General features: G+C 70.0%; 15 protein-coding genes and 2 tRNA genes. 9 read left to right on the forward strand and 8 right to left on the reverse strand.

Features of this window, described 5'->3' with window-relative positions; genetic code table 11:
• The first annotated feature begins 2 nt into the window (after window positions 1-2).
• Window positions 3-75, forward strand: a tRNA-Asn gene (locus ACFVAJ_RS13650).
• 57 nt (window positions 76-132) lie between these two features.
• Entirely contained in the window at window positions 133-300 is a 168-nt protein-coding gene (locus tag ACFVAJ_RS13655) for a hypothetical protein (RefSeq protein ID WP_376944952.1), read from the forward strand.
• 91 nt (window positions 301-391) lie between these two features.
• Here the strand turns inward: ACFVAJ_RS13655 and ACFVAJ_RS13660 are convergent, their stop codons facing one another.
• From ACFVAJ_RS13660 to ACFVAJ_RS13675, 4 genes are all read right to left on the reverse strand, one after another.
• Entirely contained in the window at window positions 392-2,269 is a 1,878-nt protein-coding gene (locus ACFVAJ_RS13660) for a hypothetical protein (protein WP_376944954.1), read from the reverse strand.
• A gap of 29 nt (window positions 2,270-2,298) precedes the next feature.
• Complete coding sequence (locus ACFVAJ_RS13665) at window positions 2,299-3,183, reverse strand: fibronectin type III domain-containing protein (RefSeq protein ID WP_376944956.1); 885 nt, start codon at window positions 3,181-3,183, stop codon at window positions 2,299-2,301.
• 23 nt (window positions 3,184-3,206) lie between these two features.
• Window positions 3,207-4,646, reverse strand: coding sequence for a dicarboxylate/amino acid:cation symporter (locus ACFVAJ_RS13670; protein ID WP_376944958.1), 1,440 nt, complete (start codon window positions 4,644-4,646; stop codon window positions 3,207-3,209).
• Between the two features lie 267 nt (window positions 4,647-4,913).
• Window positions 4,914-5,843 carry a patatin-like phospholipase family protein gene (locus tag ACFVAJ_RS13675; protein ID WP_376944960.1) on the reverse strand — a complete coding sequence of 310 codons (930 nt, stop codon included), beginning with the start codon at window positions 5,841-5,843 and terminating at the stop codon, window positions 4,914-4,916.
• Window positions 5,844-6,082: 239 nt separating this feature from the next.
• Here ACFVAJ_RS13675 and ACFVAJ_RS13680 point away from each other — a divergent pair, with 239 nt between their 5' ends.
• The 3 genes from ACFVAJ_RS13680 to ACFVAJ_RS13690 are packed head-to-tail and all read left to right on the forward strand — an operon-like array spanning window position 6,083 to window position 8,410.
• Window positions 6,083-7,318 (forward strand): Fic family protein, encoded by a 1,236-nt coding sequence (locus ACFVAJ_RS13680; RefSeq protein WP_376944962.1) that lies wholly within the window; start codon window positions 6,083-6,085, stop codon window positions 7,316-7,318.
• Window positions 7,311-8,108 carry an AzlC family ABC transporter permease gene (locus ACFVAJ_RS13685; RefSeq protein ID WP_376944964.1) on the forward strand — a complete coding sequence of 266 codons (798 nt, stop codon included), beginning with the start codon at window positions 7,311-7,313 and terminating at the stop codon, window positions 8,106-8,108. Before ACFVAJ_RS13680 ends, ACFVAJ_RS13685 begins: the two co-directional genes overlap by 8 nt.
• A complete protein-coding gene (locus ACFVAJ_RS13690) occupies window positions 8,105-8,410 on the forward strand; it encodes an AzlD domain-containing protein (RefSeq protein WP_157424409.1) in 306 nt (101 codons plus the stop codon). The genes ACFVAJ_RS13685 and ACFVAJ_RS13690 overlap by 4 nt, the downstream gene beginning before the upstream one ends.
• 66 nt (window positions 8,411-8,476) lie before the next feature.
• Here the strand turns inward: ACFVAJ_RS13690 and def are convergent, their stop codons facing one another.
• Window positions 8,477-9,043, reverse strand: a complete 567-nt coding sequence (gene def / locus ACFVAJ_RS13695; RefSeq protein ID WP_376944966.1) for a peptide deformylase — start codon at window positions 9,041-9,043, stop codon at window positions 8,477-8,479.
• 40 nt (window positions 9,044-9,083) lie between these two features.
• On the opposite strand from def, the gene ACFVAJ_RS13700 reads away from it, so the two are divergent.
• From ACFVAJ_RS13700 to ACFVAJ_RS13710, 3 genes are all read left to right on the forward strand, one after another.
• Entirely contained in the window at window positions 9,084-10,001 is a 918-nt protein-coding gene (locus tag ACFVAJ_RS13700; protein WP_376944968.1) for a DMT family transporter, read from the forward strand.
• A gap of 157 nt (window positions 10,002-10,158) precedes the next feature.
• Window positions 10,159-11,406 carry a glycosyltransferase gene (locus tag ACFVAJ_RS13705; RefSeq protein ID WP_376944970.1) on the forward strand — a complete coding sequence of 416 codons (1,248 nt, stop codon included), beginning with the start codon at window positions 10,159-10,161 and terminating at the stop codon, window positions 11,404-11,406.
• Window positions 11,407-11,416: 10 nt separating this feature from the next.
• Window positions 11,417-11,490 (forward strand) — tRNA-Ile (locus ACFVAJ_RS13710).
• 41 nt (window positions 11,491-11,531) lie between these two features.
• Here ACFVAJ_RS13710 and ACFVAJ_RS13715 read toward each other — a convergent pair.
• From ACFVAJ_RS13715 to ACFVAJ_RS13725, 3 genes are all read right to left on the reverse strand, one after another.
• Entirely contained in the window at window positions 11,532-12,113 is a 582-nt protein-coding gene (locus tag ACFVAJ_RS13715) for a dihydrofolate reductase family protein (protein ID WP_376944972.1), read from the reverse strand.
• A gap of 63 nt (window positions 12,114-12,176) precedes the next feature.
• Window positions 12,177-13,208, reverse strand: a complete 1,032-nt coding sequence (locus tag ACFVAJ_RS13720) for an AraC family transcriptional regulator (protein WP_376944974.1) — start codon at window positions 13,206-13,208, stop codon at window positions 12,177-12,179.
• 8 nt (window positions 13,209-13,216) lie between these two features.
• The gene (locus tag ACFVAJ_RS13725) at window positions 13,217-14,272 is read right to left on the reverse strand and encodes an amidohydrolase family protein (RefSeq protein WP_376944976.1); all 1,056 of its coding nucleotides are present in this window, start codon (window positions 14,270-14,272) and stop codon (window positions 13,217-13,219) included.
• Window positions 14,273-14,420: 148 nt separating this feature from the next.
• Here ACFVAJ_RS13725 and ACFVAJ_RS13730 point away from each other — a divergent pair, with 148 nt between their 5' ends.
• Window positions 14,421-15,194, forward strand: coding sequence for a dienelactone hydrolase family protein (locus ACFVAJ_RS13730; protein ID WP_376944978.1), 774 nt, complete (start codon window positions 14,421-14,423; stop codon window positions 15,192-15,194).
• Window positions 15,195-15,199 lie beyond the last annotated feature (5 nt).

Here is a 15,199-nt window from a genome sequence, read left to right on the forward strand (position 1 = left end):
GATCCTCCATAGCTCAATTGGCAGAGCAATCGGCTGTTAACCGATAGGTTCTTGGTTCGAGTCCAAGTGGGGGAGCGAACAAGCCCCGCATTTCATCGGAATGCGGGGCTTCTGCGTTGCATCGGACTGCGTGTGGCGCTTCCGTGCCGTCTCAACTTCTACAAGCCGGGCGTCGTCGACGGCATCCTGAACGGACTCATGTGGCGGTTCGACGTCAGCTCGACACTGCTGACCGTCGTCCTCGTGTCCGTCTCGATCCCGGCCATGATGGTCGCCGACACCTGGCCGACCGCGCCGTGATGCTCGTCGTCGCCGGGTCGTGGGACGCGGAACGGGTGCGGATGCACCTGCATCCGCACCCGTTCCGGTGCGCTCGGACGCCTGCCTGCCGCTACGCGGCCGATCGTGCCCGTACGCGGGCGATGGTGATCACGGCCGCCGCCGAGATGAGGAGGGCGATCGCCGTCCACGTGAGCGGTCCGGCGAAGCCTGCGCCCGTGTCGGCGAGGCCGGCCGAGGAGGCGCTCGACGTCGTGTCGGCCGACACCGTGATCGACGCGGAGGCCACGGTCACCCCGTCGATCGTCACGGCGATGGTGTGCGCACCCGCCGGGATCGACGCCGGGATGGTGCCGTTGAAGGTGAATGCTCCGTCGGCGTCGGTGCTCACGGATCCGAGCGTCTGCGGCGTGGAGCGGATCTCGACCGTGAAGCCGCTCGTGCCCTCGGCGAGGCCGCTGCCCGTGACGGTGATCCTGCCGCCGGGGCGGAGGTCGCCCGTCACGGCGACGGAGCCGAACACCTCCGACGGCTTCTCGCCAGTGGCCGGCGGCGTGGTCGCCGGCGGCGTCGCCGGCGGCGTCGTCGGGGGCGTGGTCGGCTCGACCGTGGTGCCCTCGCCGATGTCGCCGAAGAACGTGTCGAGTGCGGCGATCGCCTCGTCGGCGAAGGCGAGCTGGGCGGCCAGGCCTGCGGGGTCGGGGCGGGACTCGTAGCGGCCGGGCTTGTCGATGACGTACCACCACTCGGTCATGTACTCCTTGTACGTGCCGTCGCCGTTGTCGTGGATCCACTGGCGCACGACGGGTGCGGCCTTGCCGTCGACGACGCGGCCGCGCTCGTACTCGAGCACGTAGGGAACCTGCAGCTTCTTCGCGGTCGCGAGCGGCTGGCTGCGGTCGCCGCCGGGGTAGAACTCGACCTGGCCGGAGACGCCGGGCACGTACTGGGTGACGAGATTCGGCAGGTAGGTCGTGACGAGGTCGCCGTAGAAGTCGGCGAACTCGGAGCCGGTGTCGCGGATGTGCAGGTCGTTCGACGAGGCGCCGTCGAGGCGGAGGTCGAAGAAGTACACCTTCTCGACGTCGTTCGCGACCGCCTCAGCGTTCACGTGCTTGAGCACGGCGCGGGTGTTGTGGCACCAGGTGCCGCCGAAGAAGAGCACGAAGTCGCCGTCGCTCTCGAGCAGGTGCACCAGCTCGGGATAGGTGACCGTCTCCACGCGCCAGTCGGAGTCCTCGTCGGAGAGGATGGTCGCTCCGCCGTAGGCGTCGGCGCCCTTGTAGTCCTTGAGGTGCTTGGCGTTCACCGCGCTCGAGGTGAAGGCGAACTGGCTGCTCGTCGTGAGCTCGCCCGCCGAGGCGAAGAGGGCCGCGACCTCGGCCCGATAGGCCTCGAGTGCAGCGGGCGCCGCGAGCTGCGCGGTCGTGACCGGCGCGGTCAGGGCGCTCACGATGCGGTCCTCGACGCCGCCCTCGGTGTGCGACGCGTCGTAGACGAAGAAATACGGGTCGTCGGTGCCGTCGAACGGCGTCTGGGTGTCCTTCGAGAGGGCATTCGTCACGAGCCGCGACCACAGCGGTGCGACATCTGGGTTCGTCGTGGTGCGGAGATCGAGGCTCTCGCCGTCGAGCTTCGGGTCGAAGGTGAACACCTGCTCGACGCCCGCCTTCTTCGCCTCCGCATCGATCGCGGCGATCGTCGCCTCGGTGCGGTCGTCGTGGGCGCCGCCGATGAGGAACGCGAAGCGGCCCTGCTGGCCGAGCAGCCACTCGAATCGCTCGAACGTGACGGTCTCGATCACGCTGTCGTCGATGCCGTAGGTGTCGGCCACGTAGTCGACGGTGTCGATCGTCGCTCCGCTCGGTGCGGCGGCCGCGGGCGCGGCCGAGACGGCGGTGCCGAGGAGGGCTGCGCCCCCGAGGGCGAGCGCGGCGGTGATCGCCACCGCGCGGTTGCGGCGTCCCGGCGGGTGTCGCTGGTCGGTCATGGGGTTCCTTTCGTGGAGGGTGCTGGGGGTCAGGGGGTGACGTCCGTCGAGGCGTGGTCCGTCGGCGCCGCGCCGGTCCTGCGCCGACGGAGCAGACGTTGGCCGAGCAGTGCGAGCGCGCCGACGGCGACGAGGGCGAGGAGGATGCCGGCGCCGGCGAGCCAGCTCGGTGCGCCCGAGTCGGTCGCGACCGCCGTGCGCTCGGCGGCATCGACCGTGGGGGCCGGCGTCGGACCCGCCACTTTCACGGCGGCGGAGACGGCGGATGCCGCGCCGTCGCCGAGCGCGTTCGTCGCGACGACCGTGGCGGTGTAGGAGCCTGCGCCGAGCTTGGGGAACGTATAGGTCGTGGTTCCGGCCGCGACCTTGATCGGGGTGCCCGCGTTCAGCGAGAGCTTGTAGCCGGTGATCGGCGATCCGCCATCGGCCGGCGCCGCCCACGTGATCGTCAGAGACGCGCCCGTGGTGACGAGCTTCGGCGCGGTGGGTGCCTGGGGCGCCGTCCGGACGGCGGCCGCGGGCTGGTCGACGGTGGCCGCGGCATCCGTCGTCGTGCTCGAGGAGCTGGACGTGCCCGAAGCGGCGCTGCCTCCCGAAGTGCCCGCGCTCGGCGCGGGTGCCGCGGGCGCCGGAGCGGCGGGCGCCGGAGCGGCGGGCGCCGGGGCGGCGGGTACCGGCGCGGGGGCGGGCGCGCCGCCGCTGATCGCCGCAGGCGGGTCCTCCTGGGTGCTGTCGTACGGGTAGCCGCCGAGATCCTCGCAGGCGCCGAGGTCGAAGTTGATCGAGCAGAGGTCGCAGACGTCGCCCGACGCGTGCGCCGGTTCGCTCCAGAGGAGCAGGAAGGTGGGCACCGTGATCGCGAGGGCGATGGTCGCGGCGAGGGTGCGCAGTCTGGAACGCACGGAGGTGGTCATGGTCAGTCCTTCGGTCGGACCGGTCACAGGACCGGCGTGAGGTGGGCGGTGGCGGAGGTGTCGGCGTCCGGGGCGGGATCGGCGGTCGAGTCCGCACCGGCGGAGGGGCGTCCGGGCTGGTCGGTGTCGTCGTCGGACACCTGCCGGCGTCCCGCGAAGATCTCGACGTCGAGGAGCCCGGCGCGACGGGCGACGATCGTGGCGCTCGTCGCGGCGGCCGTCACGTTCGCCATGGTGCTCGCCGTGCCCGCGACGGCGCTGATCGGAATCAGCAGCACGAGCACCTCGATCGGCAGGCCGACGGCGGTAAGCACTGCGGTCGCGGTGATGATGGCGGTTCCCGGAACGCCGGCCGTGCCGAGGCTCACGAGCAGGCCGAGCACCACGAGCACGACGTAGTCGAGCACCGTGTAGTCGATCCCGAGCGCGTTGACCGTGAACACCGCGACGAGCGTGGGCCAGATTCCGGCGCACCCCGGCATGCCGATCGTGGTGCCGATCGGTGCGGTGAAGCCGGCGACCTCCTCGCTCACGCCGACCTTTCGCACGAGCGTCGAGATGGTGAGCGGCAGGGTGCCGATGCTCGACTGGGTCGTGAACGCGGTGTACTGCGGCGGCGTGATGAGCCTGAAGAAGCGCAGCGGTGACAGGTCGGCGAACAGCTTCACGAGCACGCCGTTCACGAGGTACGCGTCGACGAAGCAGGCGACGAGGGCGATGATCAGCACGCCGAGCAGCGAGAGCGCCGTCTCGAGCCTCGCGACCGCGGTCGACGTCGTCGAGGCGACGAGGGCGAGCACCGCGTAGGGGGTCAGCACGATGATGAAGCCCACGGCCTTGAAGAACACGCGCTTCGTGGCATCGACGACCTCCTTGAACGCGCGCACCTTCTCGGGCTTGCGGTCGGCGACCAACAGATACGAGACCGCGATCAGCAGCGTGAAGAGGATGATGCCGATGATGTTGTTCGACGCGATGTCGCCGACGACGTTCGACGGGAAGAGCCCGACGACGACCTCGTCGAGCGGTCGGAGCAGCCCCGTGAGCGTCGAGCCGTCGACGCCGTCGAGTTCGAGCTGCGCGCCCTTCCCGATGCCGGTTGCGAGCGCGAGCCCGAGGGTCAGCAGGATTGCGATGAGGTTCGTGAGCAGCAGCCAGAACACCGAGCTCAGTCCTATCGTGCGCAGCTTCGCGAGGCTGCCGAGCGAGGTGATGCTCGCGAGCACCGACACGATGATGAGCGGCGCGACGATGGCCGTGATGACGTTCACGTAGACGGTGCCGATCACGTCGACGTAGTCGAGATGGCCCTGGAAGAGCAGGCCGACGCCGATGCCGACCACCAGGGCGAGCACCGTGAGCAGCGTGAACGAGGCGCCGGCACGTCGGAGCAGGAAGACGCCGACGAAGAGCACGGCGGTCGCGGCGAGCGCGGCCAGCGAGAGCCAGTCGAGGTCAATCATCGGCGGGGTTCTGAGCGGAGCGGAGGACGGCGGTGCGGGGCATGACGCGAACCTAGTGAAGCTCGCACGGCGGCGCCCGAGCGTGTCGCGGTGTGAATGGCCGTGACGGCATGCGTCGCGAAACCGCGCTGGATGCGACGATCGGGCGGCCTCGCGTGTCGTCGTGTTGCCCGGTGTGACGACCATCCGGTGACGCTGCGTGACGGGGGTGCTTCATACGGCCCGGCACCCCATCGGGATGCCGGGCCTACCGCCCTCCTGCTTTCGTCAGCCCCAGAACCCGGTGAGCCGCCCGGCCAGGGCGACGCCCTGCTCGTAGCCTGCACGAGCCGCAGCCGGGCGCAGGCTCAGGTCCATGGCGTTCGCACCGAACAGATGCTCGGCCGCCGACTCGGGGAAGATCGTCTCGACGAGACTGCCGCCCGCACGCAGCTCGTCGAGCTGGGTCGAGAGGTGCGTGCCCCACTCGATCGGCGTCAGCGATCGGCCGCTGAAGGGCGACAGCACGAGCACGCGATCGCTTTCGGCGGCCAGATCTGCGTTCTCGGCGTTCGATCTGAAGCCGCCGTCGAGGTACCGCCGGTCGCCGATCGTGTAGGCGAAGCCGCTCGAGCAGCTGGCGGCGACGGCATCGACGAGCTCGACGCCGCTGCCTCGGTCGAAGACGACCGGTGCGCCGGACTCGGCGTCGATCGCCGTGACGAGCACCGCGCGTTCGGGCCAGTCGGGCTCGGGCAGCCGGGCGGCGACGGTGGCGCGCCACTGGGCCTGCCGAACGTCGTCGCTCGATGCGGGGAGTTCGAGGGCCGCCGAGCCGATGCGCCGGCGGAGGTCGCCGGCGTCGGCCGAGGCATCGATGATCCGATGCATCCGTTCGAGGTGGTCGTGCACCGATGCGTTCCGAGCGGCTCCGTGCTCGGCGTGGGCCGGCCGACGATGGGGCGGGGGCGAGATCGGCGTGAGCGCGGCCAGATACAGCTCGGCCGGGCCGGCGCCCACCAGCTGGGCGGCGGCGGTCGAGCCCGCCGAGGTGCCGATGGTCAGCTCGGCGTCGGTCACGTCGAGCCCCGCGTCATGCAGGCCGGCGACGACGCCGATCAGCCACGCGTTGCCGGTCGATCCACCGCCGCCGAGCACCAGGGCTCGCCGCCGCGCAGAGGAGGAGGAAGATGAGGATGAAGAAGCGTTCGAGTTCATGGGAGTCGCCTTTCGCGATGCCTGGCGGCGCTCCCGGCGGCGACGAGGTCAGTCGCGCGATCGTGGACTCGGGGGAGCGCCCACTACGGATACTGCGGTCATGGGTCTCACCTCCTGTCGACGGGTCACGATCGCCATGACGGTAGCACACGGGTGCACTCAACGATCGCGGTATGATCACTTAGCTAGCAGAAGTGATACTCTCGAGCGAGTAGATGTCAGTTGAGGGGTGAGCACGCGTGAGGAATCTCGTCGAGACGCATGACTGGCCCGCGCACGAGGTCGAGCGGCTTCCGTGGCGACAGGTGGTGCGCGGCGGCAGTCGCGACGACCGCACCCTCGATCACGTCGACGCGAGCGTTCCGCCGATGATCGCCGGGCTCGACCTCCAGGCGCCGCCGAGTCTCGCCGCCGCGTGCGAGCGGGCCGTCGTCGAGATCGCGCGGGCCGAACACGCGACCGGCGGTCTGGCGGCGCTCGGCCGGTTCCTGATGCGCACCGACTCGGTCGCCTCGAGCCGTATCGAGTACGAGGACGCGAGTGCGGAGGACTTCGCGCGCGCGCTCGCGGGCAGCCGCGCGAACAGTTCGGCGCAGAGCATGGTCGCGGCGACGCGCGCGCTGGCCGGCCTCGTCGATGACGCGGGAGCCCGTCGTGAGATCACCTGCGACGCGATTCTCGAGGCCCACCGCCGTCTGCTCGGCGACGACCCCCTCGACGGCCGCTACGCGGGGCGTTGGCGCACGATGCAGAACTGGATCGGCGGCAGCGATCACGCCCCCCGGGCCGCGCTGCACGTGCCGCCCGCGCCCGGCCGCGTCGAGGCGCTCATGGCCGACCTCGTCGCCTATCTCAACCGCGACGACGTTCCCATCGTCGTGCAGGCGGCCGTCGGGCACGCGCAGTTCGAGTCGATCCACCCGTTCACCGACGGCAACGGCCGTATCGGGCGCGCGATCATCAACGCGGTGCTCCGCCGCCGCGGGGTCACCGGCACGAGCGTCGTGCCGGTCGCGAGCGCGCTGCTCGCGCAGCGCGAGCGCTACTTCGCCTTCATCGACGAGTATCGCGCCGGTCGCGTCGCTCCGTTCGTCGCCGACCTCGCCGAGGGGCTCCGACTTGCGGCCGAGGAGTCGCGGGTCTCGGCCGAGCGCCTCATCGAGCTGCCGCAGGCATGGGCCGCCGCGGTGCCCTTCCGCGCCGACTCGGCGGGGGCGAAGCTCATCGCGGCGATGCTCGACCACCCGGTCTTCTCGATCGACGAGATCGGCCGGGTCACCGGTTCGGGCCCCGCGAACCTGGCGCCCGCGGTGGCGCGGCTCGAGGCGGCGGGCGTCATCCGCGAGATCACCGGCCGCAAGCGCGACCGCGCGTGGCTCGTGACCGATGTCTCGGGCGAGCTCGACGACCTCGAACTGCGCATCGCCGGGCGGATCGCCGCCGGCGACGCCGCAACGGAGGATCGGGATGACTGAGCGCCCGGACGACGTCCTCCCCGAGGAGGCCGACGGCACGGCAGCGACCGACGGCACTGACGGGCTTGGCGAAGAAGAGCTCGCGGCCGCCCGCCGCGCGGCCCGCCGCGACGGCTTCGCGGTCGGCCTGGCCACCGCGGTCTACGGCATCTCCTTCGGTGCCCTCGCGGTCGCCGCGGGGCTCGACGTCTGGCAGACGTGCTTCCTCAGCCTCGTGATGTTCACGGGCGGCTCGCAGTTCGCCCTCGTGGGCGTGCTGGCCTCCGGCGGCGTCGCGGCGGGCGGCTCGGCGATCGCCACCGCGGCGATGCTCGGCATCCGCAACGTCATCTACGGCATGCGCATGAAGCCGCTCGTCACGCCGCCCGACGCCGACGGCCGCCCCGCGAGCGTGTGGCGTCGCGTCGCCGCGGCCTGGATCACGATCGACGAGTCGACGGCCGTCGCGCTCGCGCAGTCCGACGACCGGGCGGCCCGCACGGGCTTCTGGGTCACGGGCGTCGTCATCTTCATCGGCTGGAACCTCACCACCCTCGCGGGCGCCCTCATCGGCGACGCGATCGGCGACACCCGCGCCTGGGGGCTCGACGCCGCCGCGGCCGCCGCATTCCTCGGGCTCCTCTGGCCTCGCCTCAAGCGGTTCCAGGCGGGTGCCGTCGCCGTCGGCGCCGCCGTCGTCGCGACGCTGACGACCCCGGTGCTGATGCCCGGCCTGCCGGTGCTCGTCGCCGCGGTCGTCGCCGTCGTCGTCGGCTGGTTCGACCTGTTCTCCCGGAGGCGCGCCGCATGACGACGTGGCACATCATCCTCATCGCGTCGGCCGCGACGCTCGCCCTGAAGCTCGCCGGGCACCTGGTGCCCGCCGGATTCCTCGAACGAGAGCGTCCGGCGCGCATCGCCGATCTTCTCACCGTGGCGCTGCTCGCGGCGCTCATCGCGGTGCAGACCCTCGGCGCCGGGCAGGACATCGTGATCGACGCGCGCGTCCCCGCGGTGATCGTCGCGGCGGCGCTTTACGCCCTCCGCGTGCCGTTCGTCGTGGTCGTGATCGTCGCGGCGGCCGTCGCCGCCGGCATCCGGGCGTTCACCTGAGCGGATGCCGCGTGTGCGGCGCCGCGCGAACGAGCGGCGCGCAGCACGTGGCATCCGCCGTGGAACTCAGCCCTCGAGGTCGTCGACCCCGGGCATCCACTGCTGACCCGGGCGACCCCAACCGAGCTTGCGACTGATCTTCGCGACGATCTTCTGGTCGCGTTCACCGAGCCGATCGGTGTAGAGGGTGCCCTCGAGGTGGTCGAACTCGTGCTGGAAGATGCGGGCGAGCCATCCGTGTGCCTCGATCTCGAAGGGTTCGCCGTCGAGGTCGGTGGCGCGGAGGATCGCGTGCTCGGCGCGGCGCAGGCCGAAGCGCTCGCCCGGGAACGAGAGGCAGCCCTCCGACTCCTCGTCGAGGTCGGGCTCGCCGGCGGGCGGGGGAGTGATCCACAGCTCGGGGTTGATGGCGACGCCGCGCCACTTCGTGCCCTCCTCGTCGACCCAGCCGTAGGTGAAGAGGCGCAGGCCGACGCCCACCTGGGGGGCGGCGAGCCCGACGCCGGGCGCGGCATCCATCGTCTCGAACAGGTCGGCGACGAGCGTGCGCAGCTCGTCGTCGATGGTCTCGACAGGGCGGGCGGGGGAGTGCAGCACCGGATCACCGGAGATTCGAATGGGGAGCACGGCCATTCGGCAAGGATATCCGTCGGCGAACGGGTAGGGTCGTTGCGTGGATCCCGACCTGAGCGAAATCGTCGAGCAGATCCCGCTCGACCCCCAGACCTTCATCGGCATCCCGCTCGCGCTCATCGGCGCGGTCTTCCTCTCGCTCGGCGCGCAGTTCCAGCACCGCGGCGTCGTCAAGGTCGAGAAGCACACGACCGACACGCTCGGCAAGGGCCTCAACCTGAAGCAGCTCGCGCTGCTGCTCGCGCGCCCGTCGTGGGTCATCGGCACGCTCATGCTGGGCCTCGCGATCGTGTTCCAGCTCTCGAGCCTCTACTTCGCGCCCCTCATCGTGGTGCAGCCGCTCGGGGCGATCGCACTCGTCGTCACCTCGATCGTGAACTCGCGCGTGAACCACGTGCAGCTCAACCGCAAGTCGATCATCGCGATCATCATGTGCGTCGGCGGCGTGTTCCTGTTCGTCGGCGTCGCCGCCTTCACCGCGGTCGACAAACCGGTGACCGACCGCCAGCTCATCGTCATCCTCATCATCCTCGCGGTGGTGCTCGCGATCGCCGGCATCACCTTCGTGCTCTTCCGCGCGAGGATCCGTGCGATCTACTACGTGATCATGGCCGGCGTCGTCTACGGCTTCGTCGCCACGCTCGCGAAGGTCGTGCTCGGCAAGCTCGAGCAGGGCGAGTTCGGCTGGCTCACCATGCTCTGCATCTTCGGCATGCTCGCGGCGACGGCGATCGGCGCGTACTTCGTGCAGAACGCCTACGCCTCGGGCCCGCCCGACCTCGTCATCGCCGGCCTCACCGTCGTCGACCCGCTCGTCGCCGTCATCATCGGCATCGCCGTTCTCGGCGAGGCGTCGCAGGCGCCGCTGTGGGCGATCATCGTGTACGTCGTGTCGGGCGCGATCGCCGTGTGGGGCGTCTTCCAGCTCGCGAGGAACCACCCGCAGACGCGGCTCTGAGCACGTTTCGCCCCGAGCTTCCGACATGCGCGTACGGCATCCGCACGGCTGCGCTGCGTAGACTAGGGTCGGATTCAGTCCGGAGCGCCCATCGCGCGCGCCGTGGACTCGACGGGACCGACCGTCCCGCCCCCAGAACTGTGAGGAAACACGACCCGTGTCTGACACCCCCGGTGCGAGTACGCCCGCCGGCGCCGAGCTCGATCGCCCCCTCAAGATCCTGATCGGTGCTGACACCTTCGCCCCCGACGTCAACGGTGCCGCCCGCTTCGCCGAGCGCCTCGCCGCAGGCCTCGTCGAACGAGGCCACGACGTGCACATCATGGCGCCCGCCGCGAGCCGCAAGCACGGCACCTGGAAGGAGGTGCACGAGGGGCAGGAGCTCACCGCGCACCGCCTGCTCAGCTGGCGCTGGTACCCCCATGACTGGCTGCGCTTCGCGCTGCCATGGCGCATCAAGCAGAACAGCGCCCGCGTCATCGACGAGGTGAAGCCCGACGTCGTGCACTTCCAGTCGCACATCGTCGTCGGCCGCGGTCTCTCGATCGAAGCGCAGAAGCGCGGCATCCGCATCATCGGCACGAACCACGTCATGCCCGAGAACATGCTCGAGTTCTCGCTGCTGCCGAAGGCCTGGCAGGACTGGGCCGTCGGCCTCGCGTGGAAGGCCGCGGGCCGCACCTTCGGCCGTGCCGAAGCCGTCACGACGCCGACCCGACGTGCCGCCGACTTTCTCGAGAAGCACACCGGCCTCGAGAACGTGCACGCGATCTCCTGCGGCATCGACGCGCACAAGTACTCGCCGAACTGGGACGAGCGCACCGAGAACCGCATCCTCTTCGTCGGTCGCGTGACCGGTGAGAAGCAGATCGACGTACTGCTGCGCGCCCTGAAGCTGCTGCCCGCCTCGCTCGACGCGAAGGTCGAGATCGTCGGCGGCGGCGACCAGAAGCGCAACCTCGAGCACCTCGCCGTCGAGCTCGGCATCGCCGACCGGGTGACCTTCACCGGCTACGTCACCGATGAGGAGCTGCGCGAGGCCTACCACCGGGCATCCGTGCTCGCGATGCCCTCGATCGCCGAACTGCAGTCGATCGTGACGATGGAGGCCATGGCCTCGGCACTGCCCGTCGTCGCCGCGAACGCGATGGCGCTGCCGCACCTCGTGCACGACGGCGAGAACGGCTACCTCTTCGAACCGTCGAACCCCGAAGACCTCGCGGCGAAGCTCCGCACCGTGCTCGAGGCGTCGCCCGACGAGTACCGCCGGCTGAAAGAGGAGTCGATCCGGCTCATCGCCGCCCACGACATCCAGCGCACGCTCTCGACGTTCGAGAGCCTGTATCGTGGGAGGCCGGTGACCGACCCGGTCACCGATGTCGCGCCGGCAGCGCTCCCCGAGTGACGCGGCGCGCGGGGCGGTAGCTCAGCCGGTCAGAGCAGTGGACTCATAATCCATCGGTCACGGGTTCAAGTCCCGTCCGCCCTACGCATCGGGTCCTCGCGCTGGGGCGTTCGCACCGAGATCGGTCAGCGGCGCACCTGATAGCGCAGGTGAAGCACCCGGTTACCCCGAACCACCACGTCGGGATCCTCCAGCAGGTGGTGCGAGTCGACGGAGCCGAAGTAGCGTTTGCCCGACCCGAGCACGACGGGTGCGACGTCCATGCGCACCTCGTCGACGAGACCTGCGGCGAGCACTTGGCCGCCGACGTCGCCGGCGGCGACCTCGACGGTGCGGTCACCCGCGAGCTCCTTCGCCGTGGCCACGGCCGCCTCGATCCCGTCGACGAAGTGAAACGCCGCGTTGGAGTCCCAGCCCTCGGGCGCCGGTCGGTGTGTCACGACGACCACGTGGTCGATCCCGCTCGGAGGCTTCCCGTCCCAGCCGTCCGTGATGTCGAAGACGTGACGGCCGACGATCGTCACCCCGATCTCGTCCCAGTACGGCCGGATGTGGTCGTAGGACGCCTGCGACACGTTCAGTACGCCGCTGTCGTCCAGCGGAACGTCGCCGCTGACCAACCATTCGAACAGCGGACCGGGATCGTCGTTCTCAGCCGCGATGAAGCCGTCCACCGAGACCGACGCATTCATGACCAGTCTCCCCATGAGTTCCTCCTCCGTCTGGCGTCCCAAGTCTCGTCGGTCGTGAGTGATCGCTCTTGTAAGAAATCAATCGGCCGGCAGCGGCCATCCCTCGAGCGCGTGGTCGGGATGTTCGCGGAGAAAGCGTTGCCGGACTTCGACGTACCGCGTCGGCGTGAGGCCGGTGTACTCCCGGAACTCGTGGACGAAGTGCGCCTGGTCGAAGTAGCCCGCGCGGGCGGCGACGTCGCCCCAGTCGATCGGTACGGCCACGTCGAGGGCCAGCACGGTGGCGGTGAACCGGTAGCTGCGCGCGAGTCGCTTCGGTGTGACGCCGATGATCTCCTTGAATCGCTTCGCGACGTACGTGCTGCTGGCGCGGGCGGCGACGCCGAGGTCGCTGATCGGCACCGCTCCATGGGTCTCGGCGATGGCGCTGCCCAGGTGGCGGACGAGGTCGAGGCCGTCGATCGCGCGCAGCCGTCGCACCAATTCCTCCTCGAGCAACATCAGCATCTCGTGCGGTGCGTCTGCCGCGGTCAGTCGGTGTCGCAACTCGGTGACAGCTGACCGGCCCCAGATCTGCTCCACCGTCGCCGGTCGGTCGCACAACTCGGCTGCGGGCATCGGAATGAACGGCGCCAGCCCCCACGGTCTGAAGTGGACGCCCACGGAGCGCGTCGGGTTCGGGTAGCCGAATTCCCACGCACGGGTGGGCGTGGTGACCGCGCAGCCGTCGGCGTACTCCACGGCTTCGACGTCGGTGCCCGCGCGGATGAGGAACGGCGTCCCGAGATTGACGATGAGCAACGGCGCGGGCGCCGCCGGCAGCATCAGCCGGGAGTACGGCGGAGCACCCTCCAGGTAGTAGAGGTCGCTGATCAGCCCGTCCAATGGGGGACCGGGCACCCTGGACACGTACTCCACACCCACAGTATTGCTGACGCCTCCAAGAACGCTCGCGTGCCTTCCGAGGTCCGGATTCCGGCACTCATTCGACGATCCCCTGGCGGGCGTCGGCTGACCGACCCGCTCAGCATTCGCGGCGTCGTGTGGTGGAACTGGATGGCCGCGGACCTCCCGACTGCGGATGCCTCGTGCGCGCCGCACACGAGGCATCCGATGTCCTACACGTCGATCGGCAGGTTGAACAACCGCTTGGCGTTGCCGGCGAGCACGAGCTCCCGGTCGGCGTCGCTGAGGTCGAGCTCGTTCTTGACGAAGTCGACGCCCTGGCCCATCCAGCTGTAGAACACGGGGAACGACGACCCGAAGAGGTAGTGGTCGGCGCCGTTGATCTCGAGCGCGGCCTCGACCTGCGTCTTGCCCCACGAGTGCGGGTGGGTCATGTCGAAGAAGATGTTCTCGGCCAGGTACTGCTTGATCTTCTCGCCGCCGGTCGGGTCGAGGCGCTGCATGGCTTCAGCCTTGTTCGTGGCGTGCGGGGTGAGCAGGGCGGTGTTCGCGAACCAGTTGCCGCCCATCATGGTGTGGATGAAGCGAAGTCCCGGCATGCGGTCGAACATGCCGCTGAAGAGCTCGCGGCCGACGGCGATGCCCTGGTCGATGATGCGGCCGTACTCGCGGCGGAGGTTCGTGTAGTCGATGACGGACTTCCACTCGACGGGCAGCGGCGTGTGGTGCACGATGACCGGGATGTCGAGCTTCTCGATGACCTTCAGGTAGGGCTCGAACACCGGGTCGTCGAGGTAGAGCTGGCCGTAGTGGCAGGCGAGCTGAACACCGACGGCACCGAGGTCTCCGACGCTGCGCTCGAGCTCGTAGATGTTCTCCTTGCCGCCCCACGGCGGGACGCACGCGGTGGCGAAAAGGCGCCCGCCCGATCGCGCGACGATCTCGGCGGCGTTGTCGTTGACTGCCTTGCACGTCTCGAGGCCGAGCCATTCCTGCCAGACGGGCACGCGCATGATGCCGTAGTCGACGCCCGCCTCGTCCATGGCGGCGAGCTTCGCCTCGGCCGAGTAGTCGCCCTCGACGTAGTTGAGATTCTGGTGGCCGGCGGGCTTCTCGAGGATGAGTTGCTTCTTGCCGCTGTCCATCTCGATGACCCGGGCGATCTCGCCGAACCCGCGGGGGGCTGAGTCGAGGAAGCCGTGCAGGATCTTCTCGTTGGTGAAGAGGTCTTCGGGCAGGTGGTGGATGTTGATGTCGACGACCGTCATGGTCAGGTGCTCCTTCTCGCTTCTTCGCGTGATGTCGATTCAGCATAGTCACATCGTGTTGGAAATCGTGTGCGATCCTGTGTAGGATCAATCCCGCGCTCGACGTCGAACGAACCTCGTCGACCTCCGGGCGCAGAGAGGGGCCGAGATGGCCGAGCTGACGCAGCGCGACGTCGCCTATGAGGCGAACGGCACGCGCATGATCGGATGCCTCGTGGCGTCGGCAGCTGCGCCCGGCGGTTGTGTCGGCGCGCCCCTCCCCGGCATCCTCCTCGTGCACGACGCCTTCGGTCTCGGCGCCGACACGATCGCCCTCGCCGCTCGCTACGCGAAGCTCGGCTACGCCGTCTTCGCCGCCGATGTGTGGGGCGAGCGCACCGAAGCGCATGACGGCGCCGACATCGGCCGCCTCATCGGCTCGATGGTCGGCGACCGAGACGATTGGATGGCGCGCCTCGCCGCCGCGCACGAGGCCGCCGCCGCCCAGCCCGAGTTCGACGCCGACCGCACGGTGATCGTCGGCGCGTGCTTCGGCGGATCGTCGGCCCTCGAGTACGTGCGCACGGGCGCACCGGTGGTCGCGGCCGTGAGCATCCACGGCGGCCTCGACCTCGTCGCCCACGACTGGTCGGCCGCGACCGGTTCGGCGACCGTGCTGCTCTGCACCGGCGCCGACGACCCCATGGCCGCGCCTGAGCACTGGCAGCCCGTCAAGGCGGGCCTCACTGGCGCCGGCCTCGACTGGGAGTTCGACCTCTACAGCGGCACGCAGCACGCCTTCACCAACCCGAAGGCGGACGCGCTCGGCATGCCGGGCGCCGCCTCCCACCCGCGCAACGCCGCCAGGGCGTGGGCGCGCACCATCGACTTCCTCGGCGAGGTGACCGGCGCCGCCGCCGGCATCCGCACGAGCGCCCGTTGAGTCAG

This window comes from Agromyces sp. NPDC057679 (genome assembly GCF_042799635.1).
Taxonomy (GTDB): domain Bacteria; phylum Actinomycetota; class Actinomycetes; order Actinomycetales; family Microbacteriaceae; genus Agromyces.